This is a genomic window from Microbacterium psychrotolerans (genome assembly GCF_031085295.1).
Classification (GTDB): Bacteria; Actinomycetota; Actinomycetes; order Actinomycetales; family Microbacteriaceae; genus Microbacterium; species Microbacterium psychrotolerans.
Window position 1 is genome coordinate 356903 of record NZ_JAVFWO010000002.1, and the last position, 18242, is coordinate 375144.

At 70.8% G+C, this 18242-nt stretch carries 12 protein-coding genes; 8 read left to right on the top strand and 4 right to left on the bottom strand.

The window, feature by feature from the left end; all coding sequences use genetic code 11:
• Window positions 1-14: 14 nt before the first annotated feature.
• From glgB to glgX, 3 genes are all read right to left on the bottom strand, one after another.
• Window positions 15-2192, bottom strand: a complete 2178-nt coding sequence (glgB, locus tag Q9R08_RS06370) for a 1,4-alpha-glucan branching protein GlgB (RefSeq protein WP_308867047.1) — start codon at window positions 2190-2192, stop codon at window positions 15-17.
• Window positions 2189-4204 carry a maltotransferase domain-containing protein gene (locus Q9R08_RS06375; protein ID WP_418001335.1) on the bottom strand — a complete coding sequence of 672 codons (2016 nt, stop codon included), beginning with the start codon at window positions 4202-4204 and terminating at the stop codon, window positions 2189-2191. The genes glgB and Q9R08_RS06375 overlap by 4 nt, the downstream gene beginning before the upstream one ends.
• 145 nt (window positions 4205-4349) lie before the next feature.
• On the bottom strand, window positions 4350-6434 hold the full coding sequence (gene glgX, locus Q9R08_RS06380) for a glycogen debranching protein GlgX (protein WP_308867672.1): 2085 nt from the start codon (window positions 6432-6434) through the stop codon (window positions 4350-4352).
• A 122-nt stretch (window positions 6435-6556) separates the two neighbouring features.
• Here glgX and Q9R08_RS06385 point away from each other — a divergent pair, with 122 nt between their 5' ends.
• The 4 genes from Q9R08_RS06385 (at window position 6557) to Q9R08_RS06400 (ending at window position 11671) form a co-directional block, all read left to right on the top strand.
• On the top strand, window positions 6557-7741 hold the full coding sequence (locus Q9R08_RS06385; protein WP_308867673.1) for a cysteine desulfurase family protein: 1185 nt from the start codon (window positions 6557-6559) through the stop codon (window positions 7739-7741).
• 9 nt (window positions 7742-7750) lie between these two features.
• Window positions 7751-8848, top strand: coding sequence for a tRNA 2-thiouridine(34) synthase MnmA (gene mnmA / locus Q9R08_RS06390; RefSeq protein WP_308867051.1), 1098 nt, complete (start codon window positions 7751-7753; stop codon window positions 8846-8848).
• A 205-nt stretch (window positions 8849-9053) separates the two neighbouring features.
• Window positions 9054-11324 carry an NAD-dependent DNA ligase LigA gene (ligA, locus tag Q9R08_RS06395; RefSeq protein ID WP_418001336.1) on the top strand — a complete coding sequence of 757 codons (2271 nt, stop codon included), beginning with the start codon at window positions 9054-9056 and terminating at the stop codon, window positions 11322-11324.
• Window positions 11325-11362: 38 nt separating this feature from the next.
• Window positions 11363-11671 (top strand): YciI family protein, encoded by a 309-nt coding sequence (locus Q9R08_RS06400; RefSeq protein ID WP_308867053.1) that lies wholly within the window; start codon window positions 11363-11365, stop codon window positions 11669-11671.
• Window positions 11672-11674: 3 nt separating this feature from the next.
• Here Q9R08_RS06400 and Q9R08_RS06405 read toward each other — a convergent pair whose 3' ends face one another.
• On the bottom strand, window positions 11675-13375 hold the full coding sequence (locus Q9R08_RS06405) for a long-chain-fatty-acid--CoA ligase (protein ID WP_308867054.1): 1701 nt from the start codon (window positions 13373-13375) through the stop codon (window positions 11675-11677).
• A 60-nt stretch (window positions 13376-13435) separates the two neighbouring features.
• On the opposite strand from Q9R08_RS06405, the gene gatC reads away from it, so the two are divergent.
• The 4 genes from gatC (at window position 13436) to Q9R08_RS06425 (ending at window position 18173) form a co-directional block, all read left to right on the top strand.
• A complete protein-coding gene (gene gatC, locus Q9R08_RS06410) occupies window positions 13436-13735 on the top strand; it encodes an Asp-tRNA(Asn)/Glu-tRNA(Gln) amidotransferase subunit GatC (RefSeq protein WP_163617313.1) in 300 nt (99 codons plus the stop codon).
• A gap of 10 nt (window positions 13736-13745) precedes the next feature.
• Window positions 13746-15284, top strand: coding sequence for an Asp-tRNA(Asn)/Glu-tRNA(Gln) amidotransferase subunit GatA (gene gatA, locus Q9R08_RS06415; RefSeq protein ID WP_308867055.1), 1539 nt, complete (start codon window positions 13746-13748; stop codon window positions 15282-15284).
• On the top strand, window positions 15284-16807 hold the full coding sequence (gene gatB, locus Q9R08_RS06420) for an Asp-tRNA(Asn)/Glu-tRNA(Gln) amidotransferase subunit GatB (protein WP_308867056.1): 1524 nt from the start codon (window positions 15284-15286) through the stop codon (window positions 16805-16807). Before gatA ends, gatB begins: the two co-directional genes overlap by 1 nt.
• 103 nt (window positions 16808-16910) lie before the next feature.
• Complete coding sequence (locus Q9R08_RS06425) at window positions 16911-18173, top strand: DNA polymerase IV (protein ID WP_308867057.1); 1263 nt, start codon at window positions 16911-16913, stop codon at window positions 18171-18173.
• Window positions 18174-18242 lie beyond the last annotated feature (69 nt).

Genomic DNA, 18242 nt, shown 5'->3' on the forward strand with positions numbered 1-18242 from the left:
GGACCGACGGCGGGTCAGCCCCGCGTCGGTGACGGGATGTGTGCGCTCGTCTCGTGACGCAGCCACAGCACCCCGAGGGGCGGCAGCACGAGCGACGCTCGTCCGTCGGCGCCCGCGTGGACGACGCCCAGGTTCCCGACCCCGGATCCGCCGTACGCCTGCGCGTCGGTGTTGAGGATCTCGTGCCACACACCGCTCTCGGGCAGGTCGAGTTCGTACGACGTGAGCGGCTGGCCCGAGAAGTTCGCGGCGACGACGATGGTGTTGCCGTGCCAGTCCCGTCGGGCGAACGCGATCACGTTCGGGTTCCACTTCGGGGAGCCGAGCCGTGTGAACGCCGCACCGTCGCTGTCACGCGCCCAGAGAGCGGACTGCTCGCGGTACACCCGGTTGAGGACGCCGACGAACTGCTGCAGCTGGGCGTGGGTGGGCTGATCGAGCAGCCACCAGTCGAGTGAGCGCCCCTCCGACCACTCCGACAGCTGGCCGAACTCCTGGCCCATGAACAGCAGCTGCTTGCCCGGGTGCCCCCACATGTACGCGAGGAACGCGCGCATGTTCGCGAGCTGCTGCCAGTGGTCGCCCGGCATCCGCGCGAACAGGCTGCCCTTGCCGTGGACCACCTCGTCATGGCTGATCGGCAGCACGTAGTTCTCGCTGAACGCGTACACGAACGAGAACGACAGCTCGCCCTCATGGTGGGCGCGGTAGATCGGGTCGCGCTTGATGTACTGGAGCGAGTCGTTCATCCAGCCCATGTTCCACTTGAACCCGAATCCGAGGCCCGCCTGGCTCGTGGGTGCCGTCACTCCGGGGAAGCTCGTCGACTCCTCCGCGATCATCGCGATGCCGGGATAGCGCTTGTACGCGGTGGCGTTGACCTCCTGCAGGAAGTGGATCGCCTCGAGGTTCTCACGGCCGCCGTGGACGTTGGGCGCCCATTCGCCCTCGTTGCGGGAGTAGTCCAGATACAGCATCGACGCGACGGCATCCACTCGCAGACCGTCGACGTGGAACTCCTCGAACCAGTACAGCGCGTTGGCGACGAGGAAGTTGCGCACCTCGCTGCGGCCGTAGTCGAAGATGTACGTGCCCCATTCGCGGTGCTCACCGCGTCGGGGATCCGCGTGCTCGTACAGCGGCTCGCCGTCGAACCGGGCCAGCGCGAAGGCATCCTTCGGGAAGTGGCCCGGAACCCAGTCCATGATCACGCCGATGCCGGCCTGGTGGAGTCTGTCGATGAGGTACCGCAGATCGTCGGGGTGCCCGAACCGGCTGGTGGGCGCGTAGTAGCCCGTGACCTGATAACCCCACGAGCCGCCGAACGGATGCTCGGCGAGCGGGAGGAACTCGATGTGCGTGAATCCCTGGCCCGTGACGTAGTCGATCAGCTGATCAGCGGCGTCGCGGTACGTCAGTCCCTGACGCCATGAGCCGAAGTGCAGCTCGTACACCGACATGGGTCGCGACACGGGCGTCGAGCGAGCCCGCTCGGCGAGCCAGGCGGCATCGCCCCAGGAGTACGACGAGCCGACGACCACGGATGCCGTCGCAGGCGGCACCTCGGCGAACCGGGCCATGGGGTCGGCCTTCAGCGCCCACTCGCCGCCGCGACCGCGCAGTTCGAACTTGTAAGTGGTGCCCTGGCCGATGCCCGGGACGAAGATCTCCCACACGCCGCTGCCGCCCATGGAGCGCATGGCGTGGCCCTGGCCGTCCCAGCCGTTGAAGTCGCCGACCACCCGGACGGCCCGCGCGTTGGGCGCCCACACCGTGAAGGCGGTGCCCATCGTGCCGTCGTGCTCGCGCTCATGGGCGCCGAGTGCGCGCCACAGCTCTTCGTGGCGCCCTTCGGCGATGAGGTGCAGGTCGAGCTCGCCGATCGTCGGCGTGTGACGGTAGGGGTCGTCCGCCACGTAGTCGGGTCCGTGCGCGTAGGTGGTGAGCAGCTCGTAGCGGGTGAGGGCGCCGGCGCGCGTGCCCTCCCAGATCCCCGCTCTCACGTGCTCGAGCGGAACGCGCGTGCCGTCGGCGAAGACCGCTGTGACGCTGCGGGCGAGCGGCCGGCGCGCGCGGATGATCCACGTCGCGGTGCCCTCGGCATCCGTGTCGGGATGGATGCCGAGCACGGCGTGGGGGTCGTGGTACGAGCCCGTCGAGACGGCATCGAGGATCTGGTCGGTGAGCGTCATCGCGGCCCCTTGACGTGGAGGATGTGGACGGGCTCGGTGAACGCGTCGAGCATCACGAAGTTGTGATCCGACCACGTCCACCGACCGCCGGTGACGAGGTCCTCGACCTCGTACGGCGAACCGGGCTCGACGCCCCAGATGCGGGTGTCGAGGTGGACCATCGTCTGGCGCACCGAGTGGGGGTCGGTGTTGACGACGACGATGATGGTGTCGCTGCGACCGTCGGGGGAGAGCGCCGCGTCCAGGTGCTTGGCGTACACGAGGATCGCGTCGTCGTCGCTCCAGTGGACGCTGAGGTTGCGCAGCTGCCGGAGAGCGGGGTGCGCGCGCCGGATCTCGTTGAGCCTGGCCAGGAACGGGGCGAGCGAGTCGCCGCGCTCGGCGGCGCCCGCCCAGTCACGGAACTTGTACTCGTACTTCTCGTTGTCGATGTTCTCTTCCGAGCCCGGACGCGCCACATTCTCGTAGAGCTCGTAGCCGGCGTACACGCCGTAGGTGGGCGCGGCGGTGGCCGCGATGGCGGCGCGGATGCGGTAGGCCGCGCGCCCGCCGAACTGCAGGTACTCCGTGAGGATGTCGGGCGTGTTGACGAAGAGGTTCGGACGCAGGAAGTCGTCGGTCTCGTGGGCGAGCCCCGAGAGGAACTCCTCCAGCTCGGCCTTGGTGTTGCGCCAGGTGAAGTACGTGTAGCTCTGCTGGAAGCCCGCGGACGCGAGGCTCTGCAGCGGCGCGGGCCGTGTGAAGGCCTCGGCGAGGAACACCACGTCGGGGTCTTCCGCGGTGACGGTCGCGATGAGCCACTCCCAGAACTGCAGGGGCTTGGTGTGCGGGTTGTCGACGCGGAAGATGCGCACGCCCTGTGCGATCCAGTGGCGCACGATGCGCAGGACCTCGGCACGGATGCCGGCCGGGTCGTTGTCGAAGTTGACCGGGTAGATGTCCTGGTACTTCTTGGGCGGATTCTCGGCGTACGCGATGGAGCCGTCGGGCAGCGTGGTGAACCACTCCGGGTGCGCGGCGACCCACGGGTGGTCGGGAGCGGCCTGCAGCGCGAGGTCGAGCGCGACCTCGACGCCGGCGGCACGGGCATTACGCACGAAAGCCCGGAAGTCGGCGAGCGTGCCGAGGTCCGGATGGACCGTGTCGTGCCCGCCGTCCGCCGAGCCGATCGCCCACGGCGAGCCGGGATCGCCGGGACCTGCATCGAGGGTGTTGTTGGGTCCCTTGCGGTTCACGGTGCCGATCGGGTGGATCGGCGGCAGATAGAGCACGTCGAAGCCCATGTCCGCCACGGCCGGCAGACGCTTCGTCGCGGTGCGGAACGTGCCGCTCTTGACCGTGCCGTCCTTGAGCTGCCGGGCGCCCTCGGACCGGGGGAAGAACTCGTACCATGCGCCCACTCCCGCGCGCTCGCGCTCGACGAGCAGCTCGAGGTCGTCGCCGACGGTCCCGAGCGACATGAGGGGGCGCGCTCGGAAGTAGCCGGCGATCACCGGGTCTTCGACGATGCTCAGTGCGGCCGCGTCATCGACCGTCGCGTCACGGAGGGATACCGCAGCCGCGGCGAGCGCGCGGCGCTCGGCGACCGGGCGCCCCTTCTCGGCGCCGGCGCGATCGAACAGGAGCGCACCGAGTTCGCGCATGAGCGCGGCATCCACTCCCGCGGCGATCTTGAGCGACGCGGCGTGCTCCCACGTGGCGAAGTCGTCGCCGAACGCCTCGAACCGGAAGCTCCAGATGCCCTGCTCGAGCAGCACCACCTCGGTCTGCCAGCGGTCGAAGCCGTCGTCGAGCGACTCGAGGCGATGCAGGGACTCATCGCCGGACGGCGAGAAGAGACGCACGTGGACGCCGATGCGGTCGTGTCCCTCGCGGAACGCCGTCACGCGGAACGGCACTGCTTCGCCGTTGTACGCCTTGGGCCGGTAGTCACCCCAGGGGACGGCTGGTGACGGCTGGGCGAGCGGGACGCGCCGTGCGGCGGTGTCTCGTTCAGCCTGCCAGGCATGGATGTCGCGAACAGGGAGGGCCGTGGCGCTCCGCCACGGGCGGGAGCGCGCGGAGCGCGTCGTCGTGACCACGTCTCGAACCTATCGCGCGACCGACCGGGATGACAGCGACGTGACGGGGCGCGTCCGCCGGGTCACTGCTTCTGGTCTACTCGGCACGGAAGAGGCGCATCGAAGTGCCGGGCAGCGCGACGGTGTCGCCCGGCTCGAAGGTCGGCGTCAGCTCGGAGGGCGTCTCGTCGGCGCTCGACCACAGCGAGACGTAGCGTGTCACGTCCTCGACATCGGGAAGTGTGACCGTTGTCGGATGCTCGGTGCCGTGGACCATGAGGAGCACACGGTTGAACCCCTCGAACTCCGGCGTGGACGCCGCCACGTACTGGAGCGTGCGGTGTGCGGGATCGGTCCATCGCTCGAGCGACATCGTCTCGCCGCGCTCGTCATACCACTCCATGACGGATGCCGAGGGCGTGCGTTCGCCGAGACGCGCGAAGCGGCTGGGGCGCAGGGCCGGGTTCTCCCGCCGCAGCCGCAGCAGATGCCGCACGTGCGCGTACAGGTCGCGCTGCCAGGGCGCGTGCTCCCACGACAACCAGGTCAGCACCGAGTCGTGGCAGTACGCGTTGTTGTTGCCCCGCTGCGTTCGTGCGAACTCGTCGCCCGCGGTCAGCATCGGCACGCCGGCCGACAGCAGGAGCGTGCCGAGCAGGTTGCGCATGGCCTTGCGCCGCGTGGCGAGGATCCCCAGGTCGTCCGTCGGCCCTTCGGTGCCGTGGTTGAAGGAGCGGTTGGTGTCGGCACCGTCGCGGTTGTGCTCGCCGTTGCCGAAGTTGTGCTTGACGTCGTACGAGACGAGATCGCGCAGCGTGAAACCGTCGTGGGCGGTCACGAAGTTCACTCCCGCGAGCGGCCCTCGCGCTTCGGCGAACGTGTTCGCGGAACCTGCGAGCCGGTTGGCGAAGCCGCCGATGCCGACGGGGGAGGTGGACGCTCGTCGTGCGTAGTCGACGTCGCTCAGCCAGAAGTTGCGGACGCGATCGCGATAGCGGTCGTTCCACTCGGTCCAGCCGTCTCCGAAGTTGCCGGTCTGCCACCCGCCCATGCCGACGTCCCAGGGCTCTGCGATCTTCTTGACCCCGGCCAGCGCGGGGTCGTCCACGATGGCACGCAGCAGCGGGTGCTCCGGAGTGAAGGCATGGGTCTCGTCGCGGCCGAGCGTCGCGGCGAGATCGAACCGGAATCCGTCGACCTGCACGTCGTTCGCCCAGTAGCGCAGCGAATCGAGCACCAGGCGGGCCGCGGCATCGGTCGAGGTGTTCAGCGAATTGCCGCAGCCCGTGACGTCGATGTAGACCCCGTCGTCCTGCTGGCGGTAGTACGCGCGGTTGTCGATGCCGCGCAGGCTCGAGCGGGGGCCGCCGATGCCCTCTTCCGCCGTGTGGTTGTACACGACGTCGAGGATCACCTCGAGACCCGCCTCGTGCAGCAGCCGGACCATGCCCTTGAACTCGCGCAGGACGGCCTCGGGACCCTGCCGGCGGGCCTCCTCGGTGGCATACGCGCCGTGGGGCGCGAAGAACCCGAGCGAGTTGTAGCCCCAGTAGTTCGCGAGGCCGTGCTGGAGCAGCCTCGGCTCGGTCGCGAACGCGTGGATGGGCAGGAGCTCGATGCTCGTCACGCCCAGGTCGAGGAAGTGCTTCACCATCGCCGGGTGCGCGAGCCCGGCATACGTGCCGCGCAAACTCCCCGGGACATCCGGATGCCGCTTCGACATGCCCTTGAGGTGGCCCTCGTAGAGGACGGTGCGGTCCATCGGGACTGCGGGCTTGGACACGCCGCCCCAGTCGAAAGACCCCTCGACGACGGCTGACCGCCAGCCGTCGTAGCCGGTCCGTTCCAGGCCGCGGGCGTAGGGGTCGAGCAGGAGCGTGCCGCGGTTGAACGTGTTGCCGGCGCCCTGCGGGCCGTCGACGCGGATCGCGTAGCGGGTGCCCGGCCGCAGGAGCGGGGTCGAGATCTCCCACACGCCACCGCCCGTGGGGGCGAGGGGCTCGGTCGCGGTGATCCAGTCGAGGTCGGTGTCGTCGAAGACGACGAGGTCGACCGCATCAGCTGCACCCGACCAGACCCGCAACCGACCGCCGTCGGGATGCAGCACGACGCCCAGCCCGTCGAGCTGCGGGCTGAGCAGACCCGCGGCTGGGGGCGAGAGGACGGACTCCGGGCTGACCATGCGGACTACCATAACCATGGTCCGAGTCGGACTTGTTACGAGACCCGGTTCCGCGGTCCACGGGACTCGGATGCACCAGACGGGCAGGCGATCGTGAAGGAGGTCGAGCGGTCATGAGCGACGTGCAGATCTACCTCGACCACGCTGCGACCGCACCGCTGCGTCCGGAGGCGCGCGACGCGTGGCTCGATGCCTCCGCTGCGGTCGGCAACGCCTCGTCGATCCATGGCGCGGGCCAGCACGCACGCCGCGTGCTCGAAGAGGCCCGCGAGCGCCTGGCAGCGGTGATCGAGGCGGACCCGATCGAGGTCGTCTTCACGTCCGGCGGCACCGAGGCCGTGAACCTCGCCGTCAAGGGCCTGTGGTGGGCGCGGCCGGCCGATGCCGATGCCGTCGTGCTCCCGGACGGCGAACATCACGCCACCCTCGACGCGGTCGAATGGCTCGAAGGGCAGGGTGCGCGGGTACGGCACGTCGGGATCGACGCCGCCGCCCGCATCAGCCTCTCCGAGTTCTCCGCGGCGCTGCCGGGGGCCGCGGTCGCCACGGCCGTCGTCGCTAACAACGAGGCGGGAACGGTCAACGACGCCGCCGCACTGTCCGCCGCGACCGCCCAGGCCGGCGTGCCGCTGCACCTCGACGCGGTAGCCGCGTTCGGCCACGTGCCCGTGTCGTTCCGCCGCTGGCGCGGCGACGCGCAGGGCCGCGCCGGGCTCGCGGCGCTCAGCGTCTCGGCACACAAGATCGGCGGGCCGACGGGCGTCGGAGCGCTGGTGGTCGCGCGCGGCGCCGAGCTCGCGCCGCTCCAGCACGGCGGTGGCCAGCAGCGGCGGCTGCGCGCCGGCACGCAGGATGTGGCCGGCGCGGTCGCCTTCGCCGTGGCCGCCGAAGCCGCGCGCAATGAGCGTGAAGCCGAGGCGGCGCGCCTCGGGGCGCTGCGGGATCGGCTCGTGAGCGGCATCCGTCGCAGCATTCCGGATGCCGAACTGCTCGGCGACCCCGTCGACCGGATCCCCGGGAACGCCCACGTCCTGTTCTCCGGAGCGTCCGGGGAGACCCTGTTGTTCCTGCTTGACCTCGCCGGGATCGCGGTCTCCACCGGGTCCGCGTGCCAGGCCGGAGTGCCGGAGCCCTCGCACGTCGTCCTCGCCATGGGGCGGACGGATGCCGAGGCGCGGCAGGTGCTGCGGTTCACGCTCGGCCGCACCACCGTCGACGGCGACATCGACGCGGTGCTCGCCGCCCTTCCCGGTGTCGTGGAGCGGGCGCGCGCGGCATCCGGGTCCCGGTCAGCTCCGGGTTCGTAGACTGGACCCATGCGAATCCTTGCGGCCATGAGCGGCGGAGTGGACTCCGCTGTCGCGGCCGCCCGGGCCGTCGAGGCGGGACACGACGTCGTCGGCGTGCACCTCGCGCTCTCACGCGCCGGCGGCACGCTGCGCACCGGCAGCCGCGGCTGCTGCACCATCGAGGACGCCATGGATGCGCGGCGCGCGGCCGATCGGCTCGGCATCCCGTTCTATGTGTGGGACTTCTCCGAGCGGTTCCGCGACGACGTCATCGACGACTTCGTGGCCGAGTACCGCGCCGGCCGGACGCCCAACCCCTGCATGCGGTGCAACGAGAAGATCAAGTTCGCGGCTCTGCTCGAGCGGGCGCTGGAGCTGGGGTTCGACGCAGTGTGCACCGGTCATTACGCCACGCTCGTGGACGGACCGGAAGGCCTCGAGCTGCACCGGGCCTCGGATGCGGCGAAGGACCAGTCCTACGTGCTCGGCGTGCTGAACGCCGAGCAGCTCGCGCACACCTACTTCCCGCTCGGGGCGACGCCGTCCAAGGCGCTCGTGCGGGCCGAGGCCGAGGAGCGCGGGCTCACCGTCGCGCACAAGCCCGACAGCCATGACATCTGCTTCATCCCGGACGGCGACACCCGCGGCTGGCTTGCCGACAAGGTCGGGGCGGAGCGCGGCGACATCCTGGATCGCACGGGGGCGGTCGTCGGCTCGCACGAAGGCGCTCACGCTTTCACGGTGGGTCAGCGCCGCGGCCTGCAGCTCGGTGTGCCCGCACCCGACGGCAAGCCGCGCTTCGTGCTCGAGGTGCGCCCTGTCTCGAACACGGTCGTCGTCGGGCCGAAGGAGGCCCTCGCGACCGCGGAGATCGCCGGTGAGCGCTTCTCCTGGGCCGGGCGTCCGCAGGAGGCGGGGGAGTTCGCATGCCACGTGCAGATCCGCGCGCACGCCGATCCGGTGCCGGCGACGGCCACGCTGGCGGCGGGCCTGCTGACCGTGGTTCCCGAAACGCCGTTCGACGGCGTCGCCCCGGGCCAGACCGCCGTGCTCTACGAGGGCACGCGGGTGATCGGCCAGTTCACGATCGATCGCACCGTATCGGCCGTCCCCGCAGACGCGTGAGCGCACGCGGCGGCGACCGGGCCGCCCGGCGCAGCGCGGCCCGTCGAGCCTGCCTGCTGTCGGAGCCCGCTTCTAGACTGGCGTGGTGACGGATGACCTCGGTACGCCAGCCACCGCGCCGCTCGATGCGCCGACCGCCCTCGCCGCCGACGGAGGCCTCGCCGCCGATGCGGGTCTCGACGCGTCACGCGCCGAGGCCGAGGCGCTGACCGAGCGCATCCTCGACGCGCGAGACGCCTACTACGGCCGCAACGCCGAGATCGTCGACGACGCCACATACGACGGCTGGATGCATCGGCTCGAGGAGCTCGAGCGGCTCCACCCCGAGCTGCAGAGTCAGGACTCGCCGACGCAGACGGTCGGCGCGGCCGAGAGCTCGATGTTCGCTCCCGTCGAGCACGCCGAGCGGATGCTGAGCCTCGACAACGTGTTCAGCCTCGACGAGCTGCGCGACTGGTGCCTCAAGGCCGAGGCGTCGGCCGGCCGGCGGGTGCGCTGGCTCACCGAGCTCAAGATCGACGGACTCGCGATCAGCCTGCGCTACGAGCGCGGCGTGCTGACCTCTGCCGCCACCCGCGGCGACGGCCGGATCGGCGAGGACGTGACGGTGAACGCCGTTCGCGTCGCCGGCATCCCGCAGCGACTGGCCGGCAGCGGGCACCCCGATCTCGTCGAGGTGCGCGGCGAGGTGTTCATCCCGGTCGCCGCATTCGAGCAGCTCAACGCCCTTCAGGCCGCCATGCGGGATCGCGCCGTCGACGAGACCCGCGCACGCAGCCGCGCGTTCGACGAGGCGAAGGCGCGCCTGAGCGCCGAGCGGCGGTTCCCGTCGTTCGCGAATCCGCGGAACGCGGCCTCGGGGGGCCTGCGCCAGCAGCTCGACAAGAAGGACGGCCTCGAGCGCGAGGCGGGGCAGGCTCGGCTGGATTCCCTGCGGCTGTTCGTCCACGGCATCGGTGCGTGGAGCCGCCCCCCGGTCGACTCGCAGAGCGAGATCTATGCGCTGCTCGCGGAGTGGGGACTGCCGACGAGCCCGTACTTCCGCACCTCCGACGACATCGACGGCGTGCTGGACTTCGTCGCCCACTACGGCGAGCACCGCCACGACGTCGAGCACGAGATCGACGGGGTCGTCGTGAAGGTCGACGAGCTGGCGCTGCACGACGAGCTGGGCGCGACGAGCCGTGCTCCGCGGTGGGCCATCGCGTACAAGTACCCGCCGGAGCAGGTCAACACCAAGCTGCTCGACATCGTCGTCTCCGTCGGCCGCACCGGTCGCGCGACGCCCTTCGCGGTCATGGCGCCCGCCCGCGTCGCGGGGTCCGTGGTGCGGCAGGCGACCCTGCACAACCAGGACGTCGTCCGCGCGAAGGGCGTCCTGATCGGCGACACCGTCGTGCTCCGCAAGGCGGGCGACGTCATCCCCGAGATCCTCGGACCCGTCGTCGAGCTGCGCGACGGCACCGAGCGCGAGTTCGTGATGCCCTCGGCGTGCCCCGAGTGCGGGTCGCCCCTGGCGCCGGCCAAGGAGGGCGACATCGATCTGCGCTGCCCGAACACGCGCGCCTGCCCGGCGCAGGTGCGCGGGCGCGTCGAGCACATCGGCTCGCGGGGCGCGCTCGACATCGAGGCGCTGGGCGAGGTCACGGCGGCGGCGCTGACCCAGCCGTCGGTTCCCGACGTGCCGCCCCTCGAGACCGAGGCGACCCTCTTCGAGCTCACCGTGGAGCAGCTCGTGCCGATCGAGGTGGTCGTCCGCGACGCCGAGACCGGGGAGCCGCGCATCGACGAGAAGACCGGTGCCATCGTCCGCCGCTCGCCCTTCCGGCGCAACCCGACGCAGGCCGAGAAGAAGGCCGGTTCCACCGGAGCCCAGCCGTCGGCGCAGGCGCTGACGCTCATCGATCAGCTCGAGCGGGCGAAGACCAAGGAGCTGTGGCGGTACCTGGTCGCCCTGAACATCCGCCACGTCGGTCCCGTCGCAGCCCGCGCACTCGCGCAGTGGTTCGGCTCGGTCGAGGCGATCCGCACGGCGTCGCGCGACGAGCTCGCCGGGGTCGAGGGCGTCGGCGGCATCATCGCAGACTCTCTTCTCGACTGGTTCGAGGTCGACTGGCACCGCGAGATCGTCGAGCGCTGGGCGGCAGCGGGGGCCCAGTTGGCCACGCCGGGCCACCCCGGGCCGGGCGCCGCGATCGACGCCGGGGGAGTGCTCGACGGGATCACGGTCGTCGCGACCGGGTCCCTCGATGGCTACAGCCGCGAAGGCGCGCAGGAGGCGATTCTCAAAGCCGGTGGCAAGGCGGCCTCGAGCGTGTCCAAGAAGACCGACTTCGTGGCCGCAGGACCGGGTGCGGGATCGAAGCTCGCGAAGGCCGAGGAGCTGGGCATCCGCATCCTCGATGCCGCGCAGTTCCACGTCCTGGTCACCCAAGGACCCGAGGCGCTCGACACGGCTGCTTCCGACGCCGGCTGACCCGTGCGGTCGCGCGCCGCGACTGGGATGATGGCGGCATGGCGCAGTGGCTGTATCGCATCGTCCCTACGCGGCCCGCGATGGTGAGCGATCCGACGCCCGACGAGCAGCGGATCGTCGGGGATCACTTCGCGTACCTCGTCGCGCTCCGCGATCGCGGCATCCTGCTTCTCGCCGGCCGGACGCAGGAGGCCGAGGGCACGTTCGGCATCACGATCTTCGAGGCGGACGACGAAGGGGCGGCTCGCGAGATCATGCACGCCGACCCCGCGGTCGCGGCAGGCGTCTTCGACGCGACAGTCCATCCGTACCGGATCGCGGTCGCCCGCGACGGACTGGGGGAGTGAGGGTCAGACTCCCGTGTTCAACGCGAGCAGGCGGTCGCGGACCTGCCGCCGCAGCACCTTGCCGATGAGCGACTTCGGAAGCTCGTCGACGACGTAGATCCTGCGAGGCACCTTGTACGGCGTCAGGATGCCGCGCGCGAACTCGCGCACCGCCTCCACGTCGATCTCCTCGCCCTGCCCCACGACGATCGCGGCGGCGACCTCCTCACCCGAGTGCTCGCTGGGCAGGCCGACGACGGCTGCGTCCTCGACCTGCGGATGCTGCCGCAGAGCGTTCTCGACCTCGGTGGGGGCGACGTTGAAGCCGCCAGTGATGATGAGCTCCTTGATGCGGTCGACGATGCGCACGAATCCCGCGTCGTCGATGGTGACGATGTCGCCCGTGCGGAACCAGCCGTCGGCGAAGACCGCCTCGGTCTCCTCGGGCTTGCCGTAGTACCCGCCGAAGACCTGGGGACCGCGGACGACGAGCTCACCCCGCTCGCCCGCGGGCACATCCTGTGTCGGGTCGTCGGGATCCACGACACGGCACTCGGTGCCGGGCAGCGGCAGACCGACGGTGCCGGGCACACGGTTGTCGGCGACCGGGTTCGCCATCAGCACCGGCGAGCACTCGCTCAGCCCGTACCCCTCGACGAGGAACCCGCCGGAGGCCGCCTCGAACGGCACGACGAGTTCGTGCGGCAGTGCCATCGCCCCGGAGATCGCGACCTCGGTGCCGGCGAGCGACACTCCCTTCTCGCGCGCCGCCTTGAGCAGCCGATCCGCGATCGGCGGCACCAACGGCAGGAAGGTCGCGGGGTGCTTCTTCGTGACCTCCAGCACCATGTCGGGGTCGAAGCGCGGGAACAGCACCAGGCGCGCCCCCATCGACATCGCGAACGTGAGGCACAGCGTGAGTCCGTAGGCGTGGAACATCGGCAGCACGGCGTAGACCACGCAGCCGTCGCCGCGAACGATCGACGGGACCCAGGCCTGCGCCTGCGCGGCGTTGGAGAGCAGGTTGCGGTGGGTCAGCGCCGCGCCCTTGGGGGTGCCGGTGGTCCCGCTCGTGTACTGGATGAGGGCCAGGTCGTCGGTACCGGGGCGGGGGTGGGATGCCGGCAGCGGGGCGCTGCCCACGACCTGCTCCCACGGGACGGTGCCCGACACGCGCTCGGTGAGCGCCTCGCGCGCCTCGCGCGCCTTCGCGACGGGGAGCCGGAGGGCGACCCGCGTGCCGAACGGCATGGCCTTGATCACGTCGACGGAGACGAGACTCGTTACGGCCAGGTCGGCGGGGAACTCTTGCACGCTGGCCACGACCTTGGTCCACACGATCGCGTGCTTCGCGCCGTGGTCCTCGAACTGCTTGCGGAGCTCTCGCGGCGTGTACAGCGGGTTGTGCTCGATGACGACCGCCCCGAGTCGCAGGATGGCGTAGAAGGCGACGATGTGCTGCGGGCAGTTCGGGAGGACGATCGCGACGGGGTCGCCCGCCTTCACGCCGAGTTCTCGGAGCCCTGCGGCGGCACGCTCGATCTGCTCGTGCAGCGAGCGGTACGACGTCTCCCGTCCGAAGAACTGGAGGGCTGCGGCATCCGGATAGTCGCGCGCCGACGCGTCGACGATGTCGACGAGAGAGCCGGTCACGGGTGCGAGGTCCTCTGGGACACCATCGGCGTAGCTGGCGATCCAGGGGCGCGGCGGGTCGTAGGTCGTCACGCGATCAGCCTACGCCGGGGCCGCCGTGGGCCAGGGGCGCGGCCCCGGTAGGCTGGAGGGGTGTCTGAAATCACCCCCGATCTCGTGCGCCATCTCGGTGTGCTCGCCCGGATCCAGCTGAGCGACGAGGAGGTCGAGCGCCTGACCGGCCAGCTCGACGCGATCGTCGACAACATCGCCAAGGTCTCCGAGGTCGCCACGCCCGACGTCGCCGCCACCAGCCACCCGATCCCGCTCGAGAACGTGTTCCGGCCGGACGTTCCAGGAGACCTGCTGACGCCCGCGCAGGTGCTGCAGAACGCACCGGATGCCGCGGACGGCCGGTTCCGCGTGACGGCGATCCTCGGCGAAGAGCAGTAAGGGGCCCGACGTGACCGATCTCACGAAGCTGAGCGCTGCCGCGCTCGCAGACAAGCTCGCCGCCCGGGAGGTGTCCAGCGTCGAGGCGACGCAGGCCCACCTGGACCGCATCGCGGCGGTGGACGCCGACGTCCACGCCTTCCTCCACGTCAACGAGCACGCGCTGGACGCGGCTGCCGACATCGACCGCCGCCGTGCGGCCGGTGACCACCTCGGCCCGCTCGCCGGCGTGCCGCTCGCCATCAAGGACGTCCTGGTGACGACGGACATGCCGTCGACGAGCGGCTCGAGGATCCTCGACGGCTACATGTCGCCCTACGACGCGACCGTCGTCGCGCGCTCCCGCGCGGCCGGGCTCGTCCCGCTGGGCAAGACGAACATGGACGAGTTCGCCATGGGTTCGTCGACGGAGCACTCGGCCTACGGTCCGACCCGCAACCCCTGGGATCTCACCCGAATCCCCGGCGGCTCCGGCGGCGGTTCGGCGGCCGCGGTCGCCGCGTTCGAGGCACCCCTCGCGCTCGGCTCCGACACCGGCGGCTCCATCCGCCAGCCGGCGCACGTCACCGGAACGGTGGGCATCAAGCCCACCTACGGCGGCGTCAGCCGGTACGGCGCGATCGCGCTCGCGTCCAGCCTCGACCAGGTCGGCCCCGTGACGCGAACCGTGCTCGACGCCGGACTGCTGCACGACGTCATCGGCGGGCACGACCCGCACGACTCGACCTCTCTCGCCCACGATTGGCCGTCGTTCGCCGACGCCGCGCGCGAGGGCGCCGACGGTCAGGTGCTGAAGGGCCTCAAGGTCGGCGTCATCCGCGAGCTGCCCGACAGCGGCTTCCAGGCCGGCGTCTCGGAGTCCTTCCGTGCCGCGCTGGCGGCGATGGAGGCACAGGGCGCCGAGATCGTCGAGATCAGCGCACCGCACTTCGAGTACGGCGTCGCGGCGTACTACCTGATCCTCCCCGCGGAGGCATCCAGCAATCTGGCGAAGTTCGACTCCGTGCGCTTCGGCCTGCGCGTCGACGTGCCGGGCGGCACCGTCGAGGACGTCATGGCGAAGACCCGCGACGCCGGCTTCGGCGACGAGGTCAAGCGCCGCATCATCCTCGGCACGTACGCGCTGTCGGCGGGATACTACGACGCCTACTACGGCTCGGCGCAGAAGGTCCGCACCCTCATCCAGCGCGACTTCGCCGAGGCGTTCGCGCAGGTCGACGTCATCGCGACGCCGTCGGCGCCGACCACGGCGTTCCGCCTGGGGGAGAAGATCGACGACCCGCTGCAGATGTACCTCAACGACGTGACGACGATTCCGGCGAACCTCGCCGGCGTGCCGGGCATCTCGATCCCATCCGGGCTCGCGTCCGAGGACGGTCTTCCCGTCGGCATCCAGTTCCTCGCGCCGGCGCACGAGGACGCGCGGCTGTACCGCGTGGGGGCGGCGCTCGAAGCCCTGCTCGTCGACTCCTGGGGCGGCCAGCTCCTGGACAGGGCTCCCATGCTGGAGAAGGCGCCGGAGCTCGGCGCGAACGGAGGAGCGCGCTGATGGCCAAGGACAAGCTGATGGACTTCGACGAGGCCCTCGAGCGGTTCGAGCCGGTGCTCGGGTTCGAGGTGCACGTCGAGCTGAACACCGAGACCAAGATGTTCTCCGCGGCGGCGAACCCCGCCAACTCCGCGAACCACGAGGCAGGGCCGAACACGCTCGTGGCGCCGGTCGACATGGGCCTGCCGGGCGCGCTCCCGGTGGTCAACGAGACCGCGGTGCGCTACTCGATCAGCCTGGGTCTCGCGCTCGGCTGCTCGATCGCCCCCTCGAGCCGGTTCGCGCGGAAGAACTACTTCTATCCCGACCTCGGCAAGAACTACCAGATCTCGCAGTACGACGAGCCGATCGCCTTCGAAGGTTCCGTGGACATCGAGCTCGCCGACGGCGAGATCGTCACGGTGCCGATCGAGCGCGCCCACATGGAGGAGGACGCCGGCAAGCTGACGCACGTCGGCGGGTCGACCGGTCGCATCCAGGGCGCCGAGTACTCGCTGGTCGACTACAACCGTGCGGGCGTGCCGCTCGTCGAGATCGTCACGAAGCCGATCTTCGGGGCGGAGCACCGCGCGCCCGAGATCGCGAAGGCGTACGTCGCGACGATCCGCGACATCGTGATCTCGCTGGGCATCTCGGAGGCGCGTATGGAGCGCGGCAACCTCCGCTGCGACGCGAACGTCTCGCTGCGCCCCCGCGGCCAGGAGAAGCTCGGCACGCGCACCGAGACGAAGAACGTCAACTCGATGCGTTCGGTGGAGCGCGCGGTGCGTTACGAGATCCAGCGCCAGGCCGCGATCCTCGCGGCGGGCGGCACGATCACGCAGGAGACCAGGCACTGGCACGAGGACACCGGCACCACGTCGCCGGGTCGCCCGAAGTCGGATGCCGACGACTACCGCTACTTCCCGGAGCCCGACCTGCTGCCGGTCGCGCCCTCGATCGAACTGATCGAAGAGCTCCGTGCAGCGCTCCCCGAGCCGCCCGCGGCACGCCGTCGCCGCCTGAAGACCGAGTGGGGCTTCACCGACCTCGAGTTCCAGGACGCGGCGAACAGCGGCATCCTGCCCGAGATCGAGGCGACCGTCGCCGCCGGCGCCTCGCCGGCGACCGCTCGGAAGTGGTGGACCGGCGAGATCGCCCGCATCGCGAAGGTGCAAGGTCGTGAGGCTTCCGAGCTGGCGACGCCCGCCGATGTCGCTGCATTGCAGGCGCTCGTCGACGCCGGCACGCTCACCGACAAGCTCGCCCGTCAGGTGCTCGAGGGCGTCATCGCCGGCGAAGGCTCCCCGCAGGAGGTCGTGGATGCCCGTGGTCTCGCCGTGGTCTCGGACGACGGCGCCCTCATCGGCGCGATCGACGAGGCGCTCGCCTCGCAGCCCGACGTGCTCGCGAAGATCCGCGACGGCAAGGTGCAGGCGGCGGGAGCGGTCATCGGCGCCGTCATGAAGGCGATGAAGGGACAGGCGGATGCCGCACGCGTGCGTGAACTGGTCCTCGAGCGCGCGAGCGCGACCGACGCCTAGCCGCTGATCCGGGTGCCCGCACCTGATCGAACCCCGAGAGGGCGGACCCGGCAGGGTCCGCCCTCTCGCGTCGATGTCGGCGGCTGCTGCGACAATGGACGACATGGGGCGTGGTGACGGATCCGGGCGTCTCGTCTCGCCCGAGAACGCCGACGACACCGGTGCCGGCATCCTGCACGTCGACATGGATGCGTTCTACGCCTCGGTGGAACAGCTCGACGACCCGTCGCTCCGAGGCAAGGCGATCATCATCGGCGCCCCTGAGAGCCGGTCGGTCGTGTCCAGCGCGTCGTACGAGGCGCGTCGATTCGGCGTGCGATCGGCGATGCCGGTCGGCCAGGCGCTCCGGCTCTGCCCGACGGCGATCGTCGTCCCTCCCCATTTCGAGCGGTACCTCGAGATGTCGTCGCAGGTGATGCGGATCTTCCGCGACGTCACGCCGCTCGTCGAGCCGCTGTCGATCGACGAGGCGTTCCTCGACGTGCGCGGAGCGCGCCGGCTGTGGGGGAGCCCCGGGAGGATCGCGCGCATGCTGCGGCAGCGAGTGCTCGACGAGACCGGGCTGACCTGCAGCATCGGCGCCGCAGCGACGAAGCACGTCGCGAAGATGGCCTCCACCATCAGCAAGCCCGACGGGCTGCTCATCATCGCGGAGGCGGACACCGCGGCGTTCCTCGCCCCGAGATCGGTGCGCGCGCTCTGGGGCGTCGGTCCGAAGGCCTCGGAGGCTCTCGAGAACCGGGGGATCCGCACCATCGCCGACGTGATCGAGGCACCGCGCGAGATCCTCGATCGCGCGCTGGGCTCGGCGATGGGCGACCGGGTGTGGCACCTGGCGCGCGGGATAGACGCCCGGGAGGTCGACACGCGCCGCGTCGAGAAGAGCGTGGGCCACGAGGAGACGTTCCACGACGACATCGCTGACACAGCGATCCTGCGTTCCGAGCTGCGCCGTCTGGCCGACCGAGTGGGCGCTCGGCTGCGCGGCAACGGCTGGGAGGCCTCGACCGTGGCGATCAAGGTGCGCTTCGCCGACTTCACGACGATCTCCCGCTCACAGACACTCGTCGAGCCGACGGCCGTCGGCCAGCGGATCGGGGACGCCGCCCTCGAGCTCTTCGGCTCGCTCGAGCGCACGCTTCCCGTCCGGCTGATCGGCGTTCGTGCGGAGAAGCTGCGCACCGCCGGCGCCGCGGCGCCGACGCTGTGGGACGACGACGAGGGATGGCGGCGCATCGAGGACGCTCTCGACGGGGCGACGGCGAAGTTCGGCCGCGGCGCTGTCACACGCGCCACGCTGCTCGGCACCCGCGGGGGCGGCAGCATTCCGACGAGCCCTCCCGCGCCGCGCCTGGACCAGGGCTGACCCCGCCGACGTGGTTCCGCGCGTCGGGGCCGGTTCATGTCGCCGCAGCGGGTGTGCCGGAAGGCCCCG